Source organism: Paenibacillus sp. FSL K6-1558 (assembly GCF_038002565.1).
GTDB classification, from domain to species: domain Bacteria; phylum Bacillota; class Bacilli; order Paenibacillales; family Paenibacillaceae; genus Paenibacillus; species Paenibacillus polysaccharolyticus.
Genome location: NZ_JBBOCV010000001.1, coordinates 3,947,481 through 3,965,501 on the forward strand (window position 1 = coordinate 3,947,481; position 18,021 = coordinate 3,965,501).

The following is an 18,021-nucleotide window of genomic DNA, read 5'->3' on the forward strand; positions in this document are numbered from 1 at the left end:
AACCACGGCTGATGGACATTGGCATCGTGGAGTGAGGAGTGGGGTCTATTGTCGCGCACGTGGTATTATCGGTTACTCTTTTCGTATTTCCCTATATTTTTCTTTACGATGACCATACTCATTTTTAGTGCGTTTGTCTTCATTAATGACATTTCCAAAGAAGAAACTAAGAAGGCTGACCAGATATCTTCCAGTTATCTTGCGACTACGCTGGATCATACAATTCGGGACATTGAACTGGCTGTGACAGAGAAAGTGCAATATGAACCGGCGTACAGGCTTTATTTTAACGAAAATAACCCAAACAATTCAGATACAGTATATACCATTGCACAAAACTTACGTGAGATGATGAACTCATCTTCTTGGATTCAATCCATATACCTGTATGACAAGCAACACCAACGTGTGATAACGGTGAGTGGTTCTAGAGAAGTGGACAGCTTCGGAGACAAAGAATGGATAAGTCAAATTCTAAAAGGTACTATGGGACAAGGGTGGCAGCCTGTTCGGGAGATTGAATGGGACGATGTGCAGAAGACACCAGTGCAAGTATTGACCGTCAATAAAGAAATGCCATTGCCTTTTGGCACAGAAGGTGTATTGGTCATCAATATCAAGATGAGTAGCATCAAGCAGAGTGTGGACGGGATGGTTAACGGAAAGCTTACTTTCCTGACAATAACCGACCAAGAGGGCAGAATTATCTATAATGCACATTCCGATAAGGAGAGTGCACTCGAAGGTACCAAGTTAAATGAACTACCTCTGCAACGATTGGGATGGACGCTTACTAGCGGCATCAAAGCGGGTAATTTGTTTGGTTGGGTTTCTGTTGTATCGTATGTTTGGGTTTTCATTGCCATACTGACGGTAATTTGTGCAATTATCTATATCGTGTATGTGACCCGGCGGAACTACAAGCCAATTCAAATCATCATGAATCGGATTGAGTCTCAACAGATCAAGGCATTTGAACAATCCGGTGCTCGTATGGACGAGATGAAGATGATTGACGGTGTACTTGAAAATCTGATCAATCATATGATGGATTATGATAAAAAGAGCCGTGAAAATGTGCTTATGCAGCGGAGTAAGCTGTTCAGCGCTTTGCTTCAAGGTGAGCACGTAGATAATGCAGCTGGGCAACTGTACGAGGTATCTCCATTTGATGGAGCACATGAGGCTTCCCGTTTTATAGTGGTCGTTGGGGATATTAACCGCTATGAGAAGGGATTTCAGGAGAAGTTCACCAGAGGTGAACAAAACACACTTAAGTTTGCCCTGATGAATGTACTACAGGAGCTGTCTCGGGATACGAAAGTCCAATGCTGGACTGAATGGATCAGTGCAGATCGGATTGCTATTCTTTTCTTTTCGAAGGAAGAAACGCAGCAAGGACAGGATTTAGCCAAACAGATTCGATTGGTTGCTGAGGAATGTAAATCCTGGGTAGAGCAGAACCTCCGAATCTCTCTCAGCTTTGGCATTGGACCTGTTGCTGAAGGAATTGGGGCGATCCATCAATCGTTTACAGCCGCTGAAGCGGTGATGCAGCGTAAGCTACTGATGAATGGCGATGTGGGTGAGGCGGAAGCAAGCGAGATGCAGCATCCATTGCTGGAGACCTACACATATCTACAGATGATTGCAGACTTTGTCAAACGGTTCAGGATGTCGAGTGGACAGTGGAGAGAGCAATTGGAGGATATCTTTAAGGAATTTGAGCGAAATAAGCTGCCAGATGATGAGATCCGTTCCCTGATTCAGGCGATGCTCCAAATGCTCAGCCGTGAAGTCTCTATGATGTCTGAAGGGTTACAGAAAGAACTGTCTGAAGAAAACATCAACAATTGGCTGAAAGCGATGGAAGAAGCAGAGTCGCTGGATGATGTTAAGGTGCTGTTATTCGATAGTCTTACCGATTTGTTCCGGACATACGTTGCTGTTACGGAAACGAAGAGCTACAAAGCGATGGTTAATGAAATGAAAAAGTATATCGAGGAGCAGTTCACCAATCCCGATCTGTCGCTTAAACATCTGAGTGACCGTTTTCAGATTTCCGGAAAGCATGCCAGCTATCTGTTCAAGACCGAATTCAACATGAAGTTTGTTGACTTCGTGACCGACCTTAGGATGAAAGAAACAGAGAAGTTGTTGCTTGATACCGATTATTCCTTGCAGGATATCGCTTTGAAGGTCGGTTATGCGAACGGGATCACACTTGGACGTGTGTTCAAGCGGGTTACTGGGATTACTCCCGGAGATTATCGGCGGATGAAGAAAGATCCGAAGGTAGCGGATGAGTGAGCTGGGTCAGAATAGGCAAAATTTTATGAATGAATCAAATGATTGTGTCAGTTTTTCGTACATGATGAGAGTGTTGATTTCTTAAATTAGGGTGAATCATTGCAATGAGTCTCCAGAATGTATGGAGATATCACATGTAATGGTTCACCTTATTTTGTGTATTTAACAATCTAAAAATGAAAGCGCTTGAAAGTTTTAGAAATATACATGATGCTTTCATCACTATGTAAGAAGATGTTCCACCATTACATTGGTATGTTATTTACGAATTTAGTCAGTGTGGGAAAATGGTTTATCTGTACCTTACACACAAAGAGGGTAGAAGCACTGTTGAAGCCTGATACCATAGGGTTTTCGGGCATTTTGGCGGTCTGCGAAAATAAGCATATGATGCAAACCGAAACTCCTTTATTGATGTACCCGAATTTAGTCAGTTGTCTGGGATCACAATAGTATGGAATACTCAGGGCAAGCTTTAAAACATTCACGTAAAGCCAAAGGGGATGAACAGAATGACAAGAAAAGGGAGTCTAAAGAAGTTGATGGGTTTGGCACTTACAGCAGTAATGGGTGTCTCACTACTTGCGGGGTGCGGATCTTCAGACAACAAATCAGCAGAAGGCGGAGCAGCTGGTGATGGAAAACGCGTCACATTAAAGGTGGAGCTTTTCGACCGTGGTAAAACACCTTCTCAGTACACGATCTCAAACAACTTTATCTCTCAAATGATTCAAAAGAATTTTGGTGATCCGAACAACATTGACGTACAATTCGTACCTGTTCAACGTTCTGAGGAAGTAACCAAGCTGAATGTCCTGATGGCTAGTGCTTCGGACGTTCCGGATATTGTCTTCGTTTATGACTCCAGCGTGTTTTACCGCTATGCACAACAAGGTGGTTTGACAGATGTAGGTGATCTGATTAATCAGTATGGACCGAATCTGAAAAAGTTTTTGGGCGACGATACATTAAAGTTTGGTCAAGTGGAAGGACAGCAGTTCGCGATTCCGGGTAAACGTGCAATTACCGCTCGGTACAGCTCCTTTGTTCGTCAAGACTGGTTAGATACGCTGGGAATGCCAGCACCTAAAACAACAGATGAATTGTATAACACCTTGAAAGCATTCAAGGAAAAAGATCCTGGCAAGGTGGGAAGTCAAAACATCCCTATGGGTTTTGCACTTGCACCAGCTTCCTATGAGCCACTGATCTACTCTTTCATCAAGCCAATTGCTGGGGATAAAACATATTCTCAACGTTATGAATTACCTCTGCATGAAGGATTTAAAGAATCTATGCAGTTCCTGAACAAGTTGTACAACGAAGGCCTGATCAGTAAAGATTTCAGTTTGGATAAGGATAAAACTCAGTTAAATAAAGACGTTGCCAATGGAAACACTGGTTTCTTCTCTGAAGACGTGGACTCCATTTTCTGGCCAGATGGATCTTATGATCTGTTGAAAACAAACAAACCGGACAGCAAATTAGCTCCGCTGGATGCATACACCAATGCAAATGCTGATGGAAAACATATCAAGTCCCGTTATGGATCCAATGGTATGTACATCATGATTCCAAAGAGCAGTGAACGTGCAGCAGAAGCGATTAAATATCTGGATTGGATGGCTTCCGATAAAAACCTTACTGCCATTTATGATGGTGTGGAAGGCGAGAACTATGATCTGGTAGACGGTGTTCCAGTTGCTAAAGCAGACGCTACTCAAGAAGCAAAAGACCGTTTGTTCAACGCAGGTGATACAGCTATCATCTCGAACGGTAAAAACCTGGGTGATCAAGCCATGAATGAAAAAGCATGGATTATGGGATTCCCTCCAGCCAATCAGGAAATCTTGAAAAAAGCACTTGAAGTTGCAAACACAGATACTGTTGGACCAATTGTCTTCAGTAAGCCAATTCAGGCTGAGATGAAGTACAGTACAGCACTGTCAGACAAATTGGACGTTATTATCGTAAAAACAGCTATGGCAAAACCAGCTGATTTCGACTCAGTCTATGAAAAAGAAATGGCTGACTACATGTCCCTGGGTGGAGCAGATCTTAAAAAAGAGTTGGAAGCTGCTGAACAATAAGATTGACATGAATTTCATGTAAATTGAAGGGTTTCGATGAGGCCTGTGCCGTCGCTTTAGGCGGCGGCATAGCGTTTCTTCGTTTGTGAGGAGGAGAGAGAGACATGACCACATACTTGAAGAGATACTGGCAGCTGTATGCGTTAATTTCATTGCCCCTGATTTACTTTATCATTTTCCGTTATGGACCGATGTATGGTGTGCAGATTGCGTTTAAAGACTTTAACTTGTTCCAAGGGATTAACGGTAGTGAGTGGATCGGCCTCGATGCTTTTCGTGAGGTATTCGCAATGCCGGATTTCTACACTACATTACGCAACACATTTATGCTGAATTTTCTTGATCTGATCGTTTCATTCCCTGCTCCAATTATTCTGGCGATTATGCTCTATGAGGTGCGATTCAAATGGTTTAAGAAAGTTTCACAGACCATTCTGTACATTCCTCACTTTATCTCTTGGGTTATCATCGGGGGGATTGTATACCAGTTGTTTGGTAATCAATCCGGTATGGTAAACGGAATATTAGAGAGTCTAGGCCTGAATTCCATCCCATTTTTGACAGAAAAAAATCCATGGCTTGTTACCTACTTGTTTACAGGTGTGTGGCAAAGCGCTGGGTGGGGAACCATTCTATATCTGGCTGCATTAACCGGTGTGAACAAGGAATTGTTCGAAGCAGCTGAGATCGATGGCGCAACGCGGCTGAAGAGAATTTGGCATATTACACTGCCAAGCATTAAACCAACGATTGTAACCCTGCTTATCCTTAATCTTGGAAATATGGTCAGCATCGGTTTTGACCGGCCTTTCGTTATTGGTAATACGGCTGTTCGTGAATATTCCGATGTACTTAGTACCTTCGTATATAGAATGGGTATACAATCCGGGCAGTATACACTTGCAACGGTTGTAGGCTTATTCCAGGCGGTTGTTGGACTGATCTTTGTCCTCGGTTCCAACTATATCTCGAAGAAAACGACGGGAGAAGGTATTCTTTAAACTCACAAAAGCAATAAGATGTATGCCCTTCGGCTTGTTGTATATATAGACCATTAGTAAAGGAGTTGTGCACAGATGAGTGACCGCACCTCGAATCGTATTTTCGATATTGTTAATGTCACCTTTATTAGTTTGTTTGTCATATTCTGTCTTGCTCCGTTTTTGCATACCATTGCCATATCCATGAGTTCGAACCGGGCCATTACATCAGGTGAAGTAACGATCTTCCCGAAAGAGTTCACCTGGGATGCATATGGTCAAGTATTTTCAGATAGTTCCATGATCTATTCCCTAGGATTTACTACGCTCCTAACGGTTGCAACGACGTTACTCTGTATGTTGTTCACCATTGCTGCAGCATATCCATTGACAAAGAAAAAGTTGAAAGGCCGCAAGCTGTTTATGTACATCATTATCATTACGATGTTCTTCAGCGGCGGGATTATTCCTGAGTATTTGTTGATTCGTGATCTTCATTTGCTGAACTCGGTATGGGCATTGATTTTACCTGGATTGGTGAGTCCATTTAACCTGATTATCCTGATTTCTTTCTTCCGCGGAATACCGGACAGCCTAGAAGAGTCTGCCGAGATCGATGGAAGCTCTCATGTGCACACACTCTTTAAAATTATTTTGCCACTGTCTCTGCCTGTGCTTGCTACACTGTCTCTGTTTTATGCAGTTGGACGCTGGAATGGATTCCAGGATTCCCTGATGTACATTAACGATCCGAAACTATATCCATTGCAACTGAAGCTTTATCAGATGGTACAAAACAACATGGTAAGTGAGCTTACATTGCTGGAGGGTGCAAACCGTACAAGATTAACACCAGAAAGTCTCAAAGCTGCTACGGTTGTTTTTGCAACAGTACCGATCCTGCTCGTATATCCTTGGTTGCAAAAGTATTTTGTTAGTGGCGCAATGCAAGGAGCGGTTAAAGGTTAATTGGTAGTCCCCATTCACGCAAACATCACAACCGGGGAAGGAGAAGGAATGTATTATGCAGGGAATTGACAAGGGAGAATACTCATTCTCGACATGCTGGAATATCAGGAGACATCCTGTAGGAGAAGACATGATCCGGGAAATTGCAGGACTCGGCTTTCGCCGGGTGGAGCTTAACTATAACGTAACGAAGGAAATGCTGACTACAATCGAGCCGATGATTGAGCGCGGAGAGATTGGGGTGTCCAGTGTACACAACACATTCCCCCATGATCCCGATCCTGATTACGGAACCGATTCTGTGCTGCTCGGCTTTGAAGATGAAGTCAAGCGTAAGCGGGCCATTGATCTGCTGGTTGGATCGGCTGAATATGCGCATCGTTATGGAGGGGAAGCGGTTGTTGTACACCCAGGCGAGGTACCTTTCCCACATGATGTCAGCAAGGATCTGGAAAAGTTGTATCGCGAAGAAGGAACGGACTCTCCGCATTATCAGAGCAAATGGGCAGAGTTCATGGAGCGGCGCGAGGCCCTGAGCGCAGGGTATATTGAAAAAATTATCGTCAGTCTGGATGAAGTTTGCAACCGTGCGGTATCCAAGGGGCTAAACGTCCGTTTTGGGATCGAGACCCGCTCAAGACCGCAACAAATCCCTACACTTGCCGAAGCGAAAACGATCATTCAGGCTCTGAAGGGCGCTCCGGTCGGAATTTGGTACGATACGGGTCATGCCATTATGATGGATCGACTGGGACTGTACGATAGTGTAGGTGAGATGCAGGGGCTCATGGATGATATCGTTGGTGTTCATATCCATGAAACGCTGGGATTATCGGATCACTGGTGTCCATACGTGCACAGTAAGGATATGCACTTCTATGATGCATATCTGCCTATGATCCGTAAAGCACAGGTGAAGGTATACGAACTGAAGTCAGCCTGTGAACCGGAAGCGATTCACGAAAGTCATGATCTGCTAATGCAGAAACTTGCGAGTTTAGAAGTATAGTTTAGACAAAGTGATAAGATCGGTTGGCTTGGGCTGTTAGAGCGCACAGCCTGCTGATCTTATCTTTTGAATAGGGATATTTTTATATGAGTTGATGTTATTGAATGGATGGGATGGAGGGGTAATGTAGATGTATATACAAATGGTAGAAAGCAATGACAGAGCTACTGAACGAGGCATTGAGCGGCAGGTGCTTGATTCGGAAAGCCGTTACTATGGTGGAACAATTGATCCCTTTTCGGGTGTGGCTTGGGTTAACCATACGACGGGAACACCTACAGATATGTGTTTCTGGGGGGCAGCCCTTTCTAATCCAGACTCAACGTATTATCGTGACGAGACTCTGTTAGAGAGACTTCGGCTAGCGAGTGAGTTTGTGTTGCGTCATCAGCACAGTGATGGATCGATATCACCTGGCTGGACAAACTATCACTCCCCGCCAGACACTGCTTTTGTTGTCGTAGGATATTCGCAGTTATATCAACTTTTGAACCAACAGGATTGGGCGCCACTGAAGCCTGTACTGGATAATATGCGATTGTTTCTGGAACGGACGATTCCAGTCATGTTAACGGGAGGCTGTCATACACCAAATCATCGCTGGGTGTTGTGTGCCGCACTGGGTTTTCTGCATGAGATCTTTGGTATAGAGGAAGCGGTGCAACGTGCGGAGCAATGGCTAGCGGAAGGGATTGATATTACTCCTGACGGGGAGTGGACGGAGCGCAGCAACGGAATTTACAATGCGGTGAGTGATATTATGCTGATTCATGCTGCACGTTTGTTGAATCGCCCTGAACTGCTGGAGCCGGTACGTTTGAACCTCCGGATGATGGTATATCTAGTGCACCCTACCGGTGAAATTGTGACTGATTATTCAGGTCGACAGGATCTGGGCAGTAAACATGGCTTGTCCTCATATTATTTGCCCTATGCGATTATGGCCAAACTGGATCAAGATCCGATCTTTGCAGGTATGGCTGCTTGGGCAGACAGCGATTTGACAGATCCAGGCGTGTGTTCGGTGAATGCACTCGTGCGATTGTTGCTGGAGCCTGAGCTTCAACAAACTATCGGAACAACGGATGCGCTCCCGAGCCAATATGAAGTTATGCTCAATGAGCATTTTGGACGGGAACGTTATGTGAGCCAAATGGAGAACGTAGGCCATTATGGACGAATCTCGCACAGTCGCATGCATACGGATTTTGGTGCTCCTGTTGCCCGAATCCGTGATGGAGAGACCAGTGTAACTGTCATGACTGAGGTAGCTCCGTTTTTTGCGCTTCGCCACGGTGAGGTACGTCTGCTCGCGGTTCAGTTAGCATCTTACTTCAACCCCGGGTATGTACCGATGCAAAATATGACTCGTCTCCCTCAGGGATATCGATTGACCGGGGAACAGAAGAAAGGCTATTACGGGCCTGTTCCTTCGGCTGATCTACCAGCCACAGCTTCTTCATCCATCAGTCCGTGGTATTTGCTTCCTCATCAGACTCGTACACTTACACATGAGCAGACATTCCGTGTTGGTGCAGAGGTACTTCAGACAGATCGTGGCTGGACGCTGCATCTGACTGGTGAGGAACCACAGGACATCATGATGCAATTATCCTTTGTATTTGGAAGTGAAGGAGAACTTAGCTGTGAGGATGGCATAGAAACCAGTGATGGTAGTATTCTGTGGAAAGGCGGCAAGCTTCGTTATAGTTGCGGAGAAGATTGGCTTGAGATTGATGGAGGCGAGATGGGACATCTGGCGGCAACGGTGCGTGAAGCCAAAATGCCTGTGAATTGCAAAATTGTACTGGTTAATTTCATGACTCCCTTCGATAAAACGCTGAATATAACCCTTTCTCCGTCAATAGTATGATGAGAAATCTCAGTAAACTTCTTAGCTAGGTATTTATAGAATTAAGTAAACAGCGTGTACCGATATTCATCCGGTGCACGCTGTTTATGCTTTCTTGAATCTTTTTGTGGTAATAAATGGAATTATATGTTATGAATTTAGTTGTTCTAACGCAGTTTCAATTGCTTCCTTCATTAATGGATGGTCTTTGCTGTTACTCCAGTAAATAAGGAGAATATTTTCTTTTTCGTATAGGAAAGGAAACGTTGTTGGATTGGTATTTTCTGTAAATTCGTTAAATTCTTTAGCTCCTTTTAAACGATCCTTTTCTGAATTGAAGATATAGAAATGGATAAATTCTTCGGTATTATTGCTTTCTTCTGAGCCTGGCAACTTAACGGAGTACACTTCCGGTATAACATCATTTAATTTCATAGGATATCCGGTAATGCCATAAGGCTCTAATTCTAAATTTTGCGATTTAAGTACATCGAGCACATCATCCAAATTTAACTTGTTTTCATTATCTCTGGAACATCCGACTAAGGCAACGAAGCACATAATAATCATGATTAAGAGCAACTTTGTCTTTGTAATATTCATATGAAATCCCTCTCCTTGGATAATATCTGCTTATTTTCGTCATAGACACAATTTATGTTAATTTTCAATGTGTAAAACTGAGTTAAAGTGATGCATTAGGTGATTTGTATGGGAAATTATATAAAATTAGCATTACTGTAAAAAGATAAACTTATTTTACCACAAACAATTCATACCATTTAAATTCCCTTAAATGGAGAGTGTTATAGAGGGTGTGGAATTTATCTATCTATGAAGCTCTGGACCGATGGTATTTCACTCATAATCGGGATAAAATGCCATCTGAATTATTTGTATTTTTTTCATAAACGACATGAAACTACATATAGCGAAGAGCGCCTAAAGATGTGGTATACTGAAGAGTATGAATGAAAACAAAGAGGAGGTGCCTTGCGAGATGAAGGGCAAGCTAGTGCGGACCGAGGGTCACCTTGCCAATATTATACCGATTCACTTGGATGCTTCTTTCTTTTTTGAAAGAGCTGTCCGCTCGCTGGACCGTAATCATGTCGACAAGGCATTGAAATATTTTCGCAAAGCTGTTGAGTACGAGCCGGAAAATCCGGTGAATCATTGTAATATGGCGGGTATTTTATCAGAAAAGGGAGACTATAAAGCTTCCAATGCCATTCTGGCTCATGTGCTGGATGTGGTTGACCCGTCGATGACGGAATGTTATTTCTATATGGCAAACAATTATGCCAACATGGATCAATTTGAGGAAGCCGAGCGGGCGTTGGTCACCTATTTAGAGGAAGACACGCAGGGGCAGTTCATGACGGAAGCAGAAGAGATGATGGAGCTTTTGTATTATGAGCTGGATCGCCCAGCCAAATTAAATCGAATCAAGTCACGCCAGGGGGTTGTGGAGCACGATCAGGCACGTGAGTTGCTGGAAGAAGGGAAGTTTGCCCAAGCGGCAGAACTGCTTGAAGGCATGTCGCCCGATTATCCGGATTATCTTGCTGCCCGTAACAATCTTGCTCTCGCCTATTATTATATGGGGCTGTTCTCCAAAGCGAAAGAGACTATTGCTGAAGTGCTGGAACAAGAACCGGGCAATCTGCATGCGCTATGCAATCTGGCGATCTTTTATCAAAATGAGAATCGGACAGACCAAGTGTTGTTGTTGATCAAAAAACTGCGCGCGATCGTGCCATTCCAGCACGAACAGGTATACAAGCTCGCTACAACAATGGGGATTCTGGGCCAGCATGACGCGGCCTATATTCATTTCCGCCGTTTGCTTAAGGGTGAAGAGACCGCCACTGATCCGGCACTGGCGCATTACGCAGCAGTAGCAGCTTTCAACACAGAACGGTATGACATCGCAAAGCGGCTGTGGCATCACGTGAACAAGCTTGACCCAGGTTCTGAGGTGGCTCGTTATTATTTGGACGGCCTTGAAGCGGTAATTCAAGGTGTGCAGGAGCCGAGTAAGTTAAGCTATCACTACCATCTTCCTTTTGACGAGCAGTTCAAGCAATGGGAGGATTACGGTAATGGCATTCCGGAAGAGATGAAAAATGATCCACTGATTCGCTCATCGTTCTTCTGGGCTTTACGTCATGGAGATCAGGCAACCAAGTTGCAGGTTATTCATGCGCTTGGCATGATTGGCGATTACGAGGTGCAACAGGCCTTGCAATTGTTCATTGATGAACCTGGTGAAGAGCCTACCCTGGTCAAGGCGGCACAAGCCGTTTTACATGATCTGCAAAGGGTTGAACATCCTGAATTGAACGCTGAAGTTTCTCAACCACTTACCCCGGAGGCGGAGGCGTTAAAGACCGTACCTAAGGCGAGTAAGAAGGAAATTACAGGGATTCGACTCGGAAAAGAGACATCCCCCCATTGGCAGGCTGTTGTTGATCGTGCGCTTCAGATGTCAGAGGCGAGAGCCGAATTACAGCAAGAGATGGAGCGGATCTGGGCAGATTATGTTTCCAGGGTTCGACCGGATCTATCTGGTTCTAAACAGATCGAAGGATGGGCTGCAGGACTGGAGTATCTGGCTTCCAAAAACCGTAGCCGGCCCGTTACGTATCAGAGTATCGCTGAACGTTACGGTATATCCGCATCTACCGTCAGCAAATATGCGAGGCAGCTCAATCAGATCTGTAGTGTAACTCCGCCTAACGGGTAGAATTCAGAGATATAGGCTCTGTAAAACGTGGCAATTCAAGCTTGAAGCATGGTTGTCCCTGAGAGAAGGATACATTAACCGGGAAAACGGGTAAACTTAACGAATAGGTCTAAAAATGCCTGTAGATATCATCTTGGCAAGTTATTCGCGACCATTACACATCTTAACCTGATGAAGGAGGCTGTATCTATATGTCTAAATACAGAACGATTGTGATCGGAACCGGACCTGCGGGTCTGACAGCAGCGATATATCTGGCTCGTGCGAATCTGAATCCGCTGGTGATTGAAGGTCTTCAGCCAGGTGGGCAATTGACAACGACTACAGACGTCGAGAACTTCCCGGGTTTCCCGCAAGGTATTATGGGGCCTGAGTTGATGGACAACATGCGTAAGCAAGCAGAACGTTTTGGGGCTGAATTCAAGAATGGCTGGGTGGAAGAGGTTGACTTCAGTAAGCAACCTTTTAAAGTAAGTGTGGGGGGCATTGGTGAATTGGAGGCAGACTCCATCATTATCTCCACAGGTGCTTCGGCTCGTTATCTCGGTATTCCGGGTGAGCAGGAAAACGTAGGGCGGGGAGTAAGTACTTGTGCAACATGTGACGGATTTTTCTTCCGCGGCAAAAAGATCGTTGTGGTGGGCGGTGGCGACTCCGCTATGGAAGAAGCGAGCTTTTTGACTCGTTTTGCTACAGATGTTACGTTGGTTCACCGCCGGGATGAACTGCGCGCATCCAAGATTATGCAGGATCGGGCCCGCAGCAACGAGAAGGTGAAATGGGCTTTGAACCGTACACCTCTTGAGGTTGTACCTGAAGCAATGGGTGTCAAAGGGTTGAAGGTGCGCAACAATGAAACTGGTCAGGAAGAGTTGCTCGAAGCAGATGGTGTATTCATTGCCATCGGGCACACGCCGAATACTGGATTTCTTGGCAACGCCATTGCGCTGGATGAGCATGGGTATGTTGTGGTGAAGCCAGGAACAACAGAAACCAACATTCCAGGTGTATTTGCATGTGGTGACGTTCAGGATACGAAATATCGTCAAGCCATTACAGCTGCAGGATCAGGTTGTATGGCAGCGATGGATTGTGAAAAGTTCCTGGAGGGAAGTATCGTGCACGATTGGAGCGAAACGCTGGATAAGTAATACGCATGACAGCCCTATGGTTTGGAATAAACTAGCATAAGAGACAACGGGAAGTCTCATGAACTGAGAGAAGCCGGAGGGCTTCTCTTTTTTTGAAACGATGATGGGCATGATTTCGTATACATAAGGGGTATATTAGCTGTGAGGTGAAGAAGTTGGGGGAAATGATAAAAGATTGGCTTCAGAATGCAACGGTTAGACGTTTTTTGATCCTGCTGTTATTCTGTTTAATTTTGTTCAGTATGGGGAGTATGCTTCATATGATTCTGCTGTTGTTCCTGGTGACTTATGTCATGAACAGGCTACAGCATCTCATTACAAAAGGTTTGAATCGCTTTTTTCCAATCGACTATAAAGTCGTGGTCATTCTGCTGTATATGATTGTGATAGCCGGAATTGTACTTGGTATATCCAGATATTCACCACGGATTGTGGATCAGGTTGTGCAGTTAACCAACGAGATTATGAAATTTCTCGACACGGCTGATGGTGATAATTTTGCCTCCAAGATCGCTGGTTATCTGCAGTCCTTCGACATTAAAAATTATACCAACGAAGCGCTGAAATACATTTTTGCCTTTAGTAAATGGCTGGAATTCATCCTGCTGGTTATTATTTTGAGTTTGTTCTTCCTGTTGCAGAAAAAAGAAATCTATAAATTCACGTCCAAGTTCAAAACAAGTAAAATCGGTTGGTTCTATAATGAAGTGGCATACCTGGGAGACAAATTTGTATCTTCTTTTGGTAAAGTCATTGAAGCGCAGCTGCTAATTGCCGTATTTAATACGGTGCTGACGATGCTCGGATTGTGGATCTTAGGTTACCCTTACCTATTCGCGTTAACAATTATGGTCTTCCTGCTCAGTCTGGTGCCTGTTGCAGGGGTTATGATCTCCCTTGTGCCGCTCTGTCTGATCGGGTATCAAATGGGCGGATTGCAGATGGCCATCATCGTGATCGTTATGATCATCATTATTCATGCGCTGGAAACATACTTCCTGAATCCGAAGCTCATGGCGCACAAGACCAAGTTACCGATGTTTTACACCTTTATCGTGCTGATTCTGTCGCAACATTTCCTCGGCATCTGGGGCTTGATTATTGGTATTCCAATCTTTGTCTTCATGCTGGATATTCTGGATGTAAACAAGATGGAGAAGACTGAGGAGCCTGTGCGAGTAGAGACGAAGTTGTAATTTGATTCTTGAGAGTTCGCCGAATGGTTGGTAAAAAAGAATAAACGCCTCCAGTGCTTCGCTGGATGGCGTTTTTTGTTATTTCTGCTCCTGAGAGAGGGAGGTATTATAATGAAGCAAAATTCGAAACATTATCGATTTATAGACGTATCGCGATGATGTAACGAGGTATACCATTCTATACCGAACGAAGAGAAACTCTTCTTCCTTGGAGCAAAGAACATGTGCTTACAGCCAGCCCTTTTCCTCAGCTATAGCAACGGCCTCCATCCGGTTCTTGGCATCCAGTTTGGCAAAGGCCTCTGACAAATAATTACGTACCGTTCCATAAGACAGGTGCAGTGAAGCGGCTATATGATTGGCATTCATACCGGTTGCGGCTAATTTCAATACTTCCTTTTCTCGTTCTGTGAGCGGATTGAACGATTTAGCTGCACCAAACACAAGCTCTGGCGATACTTCACGGCCTCCATTCATGACACGGCGGATAGCTTCAGCTAGGCGGTCACTGGGTTCGTCTTTGAGTAAGTAGCCCTGCACGCCTGCCTGTACAGCCCGCTCCAGAAATCCGGGGCGTGCAAAAGTTGTGAGAATGATGATGCGGCAGTTCAATCCAAGCTGCTGCATCCGTTCAGCAACATCTAATCCGCTCATGACAGGCATCTCAATGTCCATCAGACACAGGTCGGGCTGCAGTGAAATGATCCGCTGCAGGGCTTCCTCCCCGTTTCCAGCCTCACCGATGACCTCAAAATCATCCTCAAGATCAAGCAGGGAGGCTAAAGCCCCTCGAAGCATACGCTGATCCTCCACGATCAAAATACGAATCATATGGACGTACCTCCTTGCGGTTTGTTTGCAACGATGGGAAAGAAAAGTGCCAGCCGGGTGCCTTTAGTATCGGAGTCGATCTGGAGAGATCCATCGATCAGATGAAGCCGTTCCGACATACCTTTTAGACCATTACCGGGATGCTGATCACTTGATATGCCTGTTCCGTTATCTTGAATTGTAATATAAATCCCATCCGTTTCTCGCTTCAGTAAAATCAGGCTCCAGGTTGCCTTGCTGTGCTTCACAATATTAGTCACAGCCTCAAGCAGACATAGGCTGACCATATTCTGCGTCAAATCAGGTACATCACTGCAAGTCTCTTGCTGGGCAGACAGTTGTAACTCGATATCTGCGCTCCGCAGCATCTCTCTGGCATCGGCTATTGCTTCTGCGATACTAATAGCTCGCATATCGGAGACAAGCTGGCGCACTTCACGAAGTGCTGCCCTGGAGGTGCGTTCAATTTCGCGTGCTTCCTGGATTGCTCGTTCCGGATTTTTGGCAATCAGTTTGGTCACCAACTCACTCTTTAATGTGATCAATGATAGGGTATGCCCCATCGTATCGTGAAGATCTCTGGCAATTCGCATGCGTTCCTCCCGTTTGATTAACTCCCTGATATGTTGCTGAGCTTCATCAAGTTTAGCTTCGAGCTGCTGACGATCCAGCATGGTTCGAATGCCGTAGGGTGAAATCAGCATGATGATATAAAATGGAGTAAAGAATAAGAGCTGCTCAGCGCTGAGTTGGTTAAAAGCGATAGCCATAGCGATCGGGATCGTCTGAATAATGGCAAATACCAATAAAAACATTCTAAAGAGTCGCTTTTCGGTGTACCATCCGATGAAGTTAGCTGTGAAAAATCCAAGAAAAAACATGTTTGGGTCAATGACCAACGTCAGAATCAGAACACATAACATTTGCAGAATGAGCCAATAGGAAAAAATAAATTCTCCTGCTGTCATATACAGCTGTCGATAGGTCAGGACAAAAACGATAAAAGCGGTGATTCCGATGTATTGTTCATGTCCATGGGCGTTCGCCAGGTAATATAGGGGCATGGCTAAATAGATCATCCATATGTACGGATAGATTCCAAATCGTTTAGGGAAAAGCTCAAGTTCTTGGAACATGTGCCGGAGTTACGCCTCCTTCTGTCTACTGCGGATATATGTGGATAGTAACATAAATACCGCCAGATAACCTCCTAAAAGAAGGATGTCCCGCAATTGCGGTATCCCACCGCCGGTGATGACCCATGCACCATTGCCAAAACTGTAGGACGGAAGCCAGCGACCGATCTGTGCGAGCCAGTCTGGCATCACATTCAGCGGCATCCACATGCCTCCGAGCAGGGCAAGAGAAAGGTATAAGGCATTGCTTAATCCACTTGCTGTATCTACCCTCCGTAACGTGCCTATACAGGTGCCTATAGCGAGAAAAGGAAGGGAACCGGCAAGAATCCAGAGCGCAGAGCTGACCCACTGTGAGAAGGTGAGAGAGACGCCGTTAATCAAGTAACCAGATGTGAAAATGACGATAATCGAGCATAAGTGGATGAAGGTCTGGCCGATCATCTTGCCCCCGAAATAAATAGAGTTCGGTAGCGGTGTGACTCGCAGGTAAGTAACCCAGCCGTGGGCTCTTTCCTGCACAAGGCGAATGCCGAGTGTCATAATGGAAGATCCCATTACACTAAAGCAGGTCATCGACATGAGATAGTGTGCATTCCATTCCTTGGCATCCACCGCACCGGTTGTAAATATACGTGTATATAGAATGTAAAACAGAACGGGCATCAGCAAAGACCAGAACACAAAATATACGTTACGGGTCATACGAATCATCTCTGCACGGGATTGAGCGATTAACATCGACATATTATTGTTCCTCCTTCACGTTATTCAACATAGATGCATAGGCATCGTCCAGTTGTCCGGTTTCAATGCGGATGTCCCGAACCGGAAGCTGCATCGTTATAATTTGACGAATCAGTGCATCTGTATCTTGGCTTTGGAGAATGCAGCGGTTTTGTTGATATAACACATGGTCCACGCCAGACAGTTTTTCAATCAAGGCCTGATTGGCGGCCGCAGTGGTTTCATCGTTTTCTGTATGAGCCGATTCGCCGCTGTCCTCAAGGGAAGGGATATAGGTGAAGGATAGGGTCCGCTTAGTCATCCCGTTTTTGATTTGCTCGGGTGTTCCGTCGGCGGCAATAGCCCCTTCATTAAACAGAATAATCCGATCAGCCACTTCATCGGCTTCATGGAGGTAATGCGTAGTGAAGACCACCGTTTTACCCTGTTGTGCGAGTGTGCGGATCTGTGACCAGAATTGCCGGCGGGTCTCAGAATCCAGGCCAACTGTGGGTTCATCGAAAAAAAGAATATCGGGGTTCCCCGTCATAGCCAGGGCAAAATTTAAACTACGCTTCTGTCCCCCTGATAGCTTTTCTGCTCTCCGATTCAAATCGGCCGGGGAGAGCCCTGTTAATTTCTCAAGAGCTACTCTATCTAGTGGTGCCGGATAATAGCTATGTACCATACGAATGATCTCACGTACGGTGAGGAAATCCATGACACTGACATCTTGCATCATGACACCGATTCGTTGTTGCACCTGCTTGTGACCTGGGGGCAATCCAAGTATCTGAATCTCGCCTGAAGTAGGGCTGGTTAGACCGAGCATCATTTTGATTGTGGTTGTTTTGCCTGCACCGTTAGGTCCAAGAATAGCTGTAATCGAACCTTGTGCGATCTGGAGTGAAACCTGGCGGACAGCTTGTTTCTTTCCGAACTGTTTACTGACGTTATCCAGTTGTATCACGTTATTGTGGGAGTTCATGAATGGTCACGTCCTTCTTCTGATCGAATGTTAT

At 45.0% G+C, this 18,021-nt stretch carries 14 protein-coding genes; 9 read left to right on the forward strand and 5 right to left on the reverse strand.

The genetic code is table 11. The annotated features are described in order from the left end of the window. Positions 1-48 precede the first annotated feature (48 nt). From MHI38_RS17085 to MHI38_RS17110, 6 genes are all read left to right on the forward strand, one after another. Complete coding sequence (locus tag MHI38_RS17085) at positions 49-2,310, forward strand: helix-turn-helix domain-containing protein (protein WP_154891571.1); 2,262 nt, start codon at positions 49-51, stop codon at positions 2,308-2,310. Between the two features lie 503 nt (positions 2,311-2,813). Next, a complete protein-coding gene (locus MHI38_RS17090; RefSeq protein ID WP_154891570.1) occupies positions 2,814-4,400 on the forward strand; it encodes an extracellular solute-binding protein in 1,587 nt (528 codons plus the stop codon). A gap of 104 nt (positions 4,401-4,504) precedes the next feature. After that, entirely contained in the window at positions 4,505-5,401 is an 897-nt protein-coding gene (locus MHI38_RS17095) for an ABC transporter permease (protein ID WP_154891569.1), read from the forward strand. A gap of 75 nt (positions 5,402-5,476) precedes the next feature. Beyond that, positions 5,477-6,349, forward strand: a complete 873-nt coding sequence (locus tag MHI38_RS17100; RefSeq protein WP_154891568.1) for a carbohydrate ABC transporter permease — start codon at positions 5,477-5,479, stop codon at positions 6,347-6,349. Between the two features lie 55 nt (positions 6,350-6,404). After that, positions 6,405-7,358, forward strand: coding sequence for a sugar phosphate isomerase/epimerase family protein (locus tag MHI38_RS17105; protein WP_154891567.1), 954 nt, complete (start codon positions 6,405-6,407; stop codon positions 7,356-7,358). A gap of 130 nt (positions 7,359-7,488) precedes the next feature. Next, positions 7,489-9,231 (forward strand): hypothetical protein, encoded by a 1,743-nt coding sequence (locus tag MHI38_RS17110; RefSeq protein ID WP_154891566.1) that lies wholly within the window; start codon positions 7,489-7,491, stop codon positions 9,229-9,231. Between the two features lie 129 nt (positions 9,232-9,360). On the opposite strand, the gene MHI38_RS17115 is transcribed toward MHI38_RS17110, so the two are convergent. Continuing rightward, a complete protein-coding gene (locus MHI38_RS17115) occupies positions 9,361-9,813 on the reverse strand; it encodes a hypothetical protein (protein WP_154891565.1) in 453 nt (150 codons plus the stop codon). Positions 9,814-10,210: 397 nt separating this feature from the next. Between MHI38_RS17115 and MHI38_RS17120 the strand changes: the two genes are divergently transcribed. The 3 genes from MHI38_RS17120 (at position 10,211) to MHI38_RS17130 (ending at position 14,306) form a co-directional block, all read left to right on the forward strand. After that, positions 10,211-11,959, forward strand: a complete 1,749-nt coding sequence (locus tag MHI38_RS17120; RefSeq protein WP_336121420.1) for a tetratricopeptide repeat protein — start codon at positions 10,211-10,213, stop codon at positions 11,957-11,959. 191 nt (positions 11,960-12,150) lie between these two features. Beyond that, entirely contained in the window at positions 12,151-13,110 is a 960-nt protein-coding gene (gene trxB, locus MHI38_RS17125) for a thioredoxin-disulfide reductase (protein ID WP_341181450.1), read from the forward strand. Between the two features lie 164 nt (positions 13,111-13,274). Continuing rightward, positions 13,275-14,306: an AI-2E family transporter gene (locus MHI38_RS17130; RefSeq protein WP_090924787.1), complete on the forward strand. Its 1,032-nt coding sequence runs from the start codon at positions 13,275-13,277 to the stop codon at positions 14,304-14,306. 228 nt (positions 14,307-14,534) lie between these two features. Here MHI38_RS17130 and MHI38_RS17135 read toward each other — a convergent pair whose 3' ends face one another. From MHI38_RS17135 to MHI38_RS17150, 4 genes are read right to left on the reverse strand one after another with little or no spacing between them, the layout of a single operon-like run. Then, positions 14,535-15,137, reverse strand: coding sequence for a response regulator transcription factor (locus tag MHI38_RS17135; protein ID WP_154891562.1), 603 nt, complete (start codon positions 15,135-15,137; stop codon positions 14,535-14,537). Then, the gene (locus MHI38_RS17140) at positions 15,134-16,273 is read right to left on the reverse strand and encodes a sensor histidine kinase (RefSeq protein WP_154891561.1); all 1,140 of its coding nucleotides are present in this window, start codon (positions 16,271-16,273) and stop codon (positions 15,134-15,136) included. Before MHI38_RS17140 ends, MHI38_RS17135 begins: the two co-directional genes overlap by 4 nt. A gap of 9 nt (positions 16,274-16,282) precedes the next feature. Next, the gene (locus tag MHI38_RS17145; protein WP_154891560.1) at positions 16,283-17,020 is read right to left on the reverse strand and encodes an ABC transporter permease; all 738 of its coding nucleotides are present in this window, start codon (positions 17,018-17,020) and stop codon (positions 16,283-16,285) included. 1 nt (position 17,021) lies between these two features. After that, on the reverse strand, positions 17,022-17,987 hold the full coding sequence (locus tag MHI38_RS17150; protein WP_154891559.1) for an ABC transporter ATP-binding protein: 966 nt from the start codon (positions 17,985-17,987) through the stop codon (positions 17,022-17,024). Positions 17,988-18,021: the final 34 nt, after the last annotated feature.

Bases quoted from the DNA above. Each gene is read 5' to 3' on its own strand.
- MHI38_RS17150 (WP_154891559.1), bottom strand. From the start codon at position 17,987: ATGAACTCCCACAATAACGTGATACAACTGGATAACGTCAGTAAACAG.
- MHI38_RS17105 (WP_154891567.1), top strand. From the start codon at position 6,405: ATGCAGGGAATTGACAAGGGAGAATACTCATTCTCGACATGCTGGAAT.
- MHI38_RS17120 (WP_336121420.1), top strand. From the start codon at position 10,211: ATGAAGGGCAAGCTAGTGCGGACCGAGGGTCACCTTGCCAATATTATA.
- MHI38_RS17100 (WP_154891568.1), top strand. From the start codon at position 5,477: ATGAGTGACCGCACCTCGAATCGTATTTTCGATATTGTTAATGTCACC.
- MHI38_RS17135 (WP_154891562.1), bottom strand. From the start codon at position 15,137: ATGATTCGTATTTTGATCGTGGAGGATCAGCGTATGCTTCGAGGGGCT.
- MHI38_RS17130 (WP_090924787.1), top strand. From the start codon at position 13,275: ATGATAAAAGATTGGCTTCAGAATGCAACGGTTAGACGTTTTTTGATC.
- trxB (WP_341181450.1), top strand. From the start codon at position 12,151: ATGTCTAAATACAGAACGATTGTGATCGGAACCGGACCTGCGGGTCTG.
- MHI38_RS17145 (WP_154891560.1), bottom strand. From the start codon at position 17,020: ATGTCGATGTTAATCGCTCAATCCCGTGCAGAGATGATTCGTATGACC.
- MHI38_RS17115 (WP_154891565.1), bottom strand. From the start codon at position 9,813: ATGAATATTACAAAGACAAAGTTGCTCTTAATCATGATTATTATGTGC.
- MHI38_RS17140 (WP_154891561.1), bottom strand. From the start codon at position 16,273: ATGTTCCAAGAACTTGAGCTTTTCCCTAAACGATTTGGAATCTATCCG.
- MHI38_RS17095 (WP_154891569.1), top strand. From the start codon at position 4,505: ATGACCACATACTTGAAGAGATACTGGCAGCTGTATGCGTTAATTTCA.
- MHI38_RS17090 (WP_154891570.1), top strand. From the start codon at position 2,814: ATGAACAGAATGACAAGAAAAGGGAGTCTAAAGAAGTTGATGGGTTTG.
- MHI38_RS17110 (WP_154891566.1), top strand. From the start codon at position 7,489: ATGTATATACAAATGGTAGAAAGCAATGACAGAGCTACTGAACGAGGC.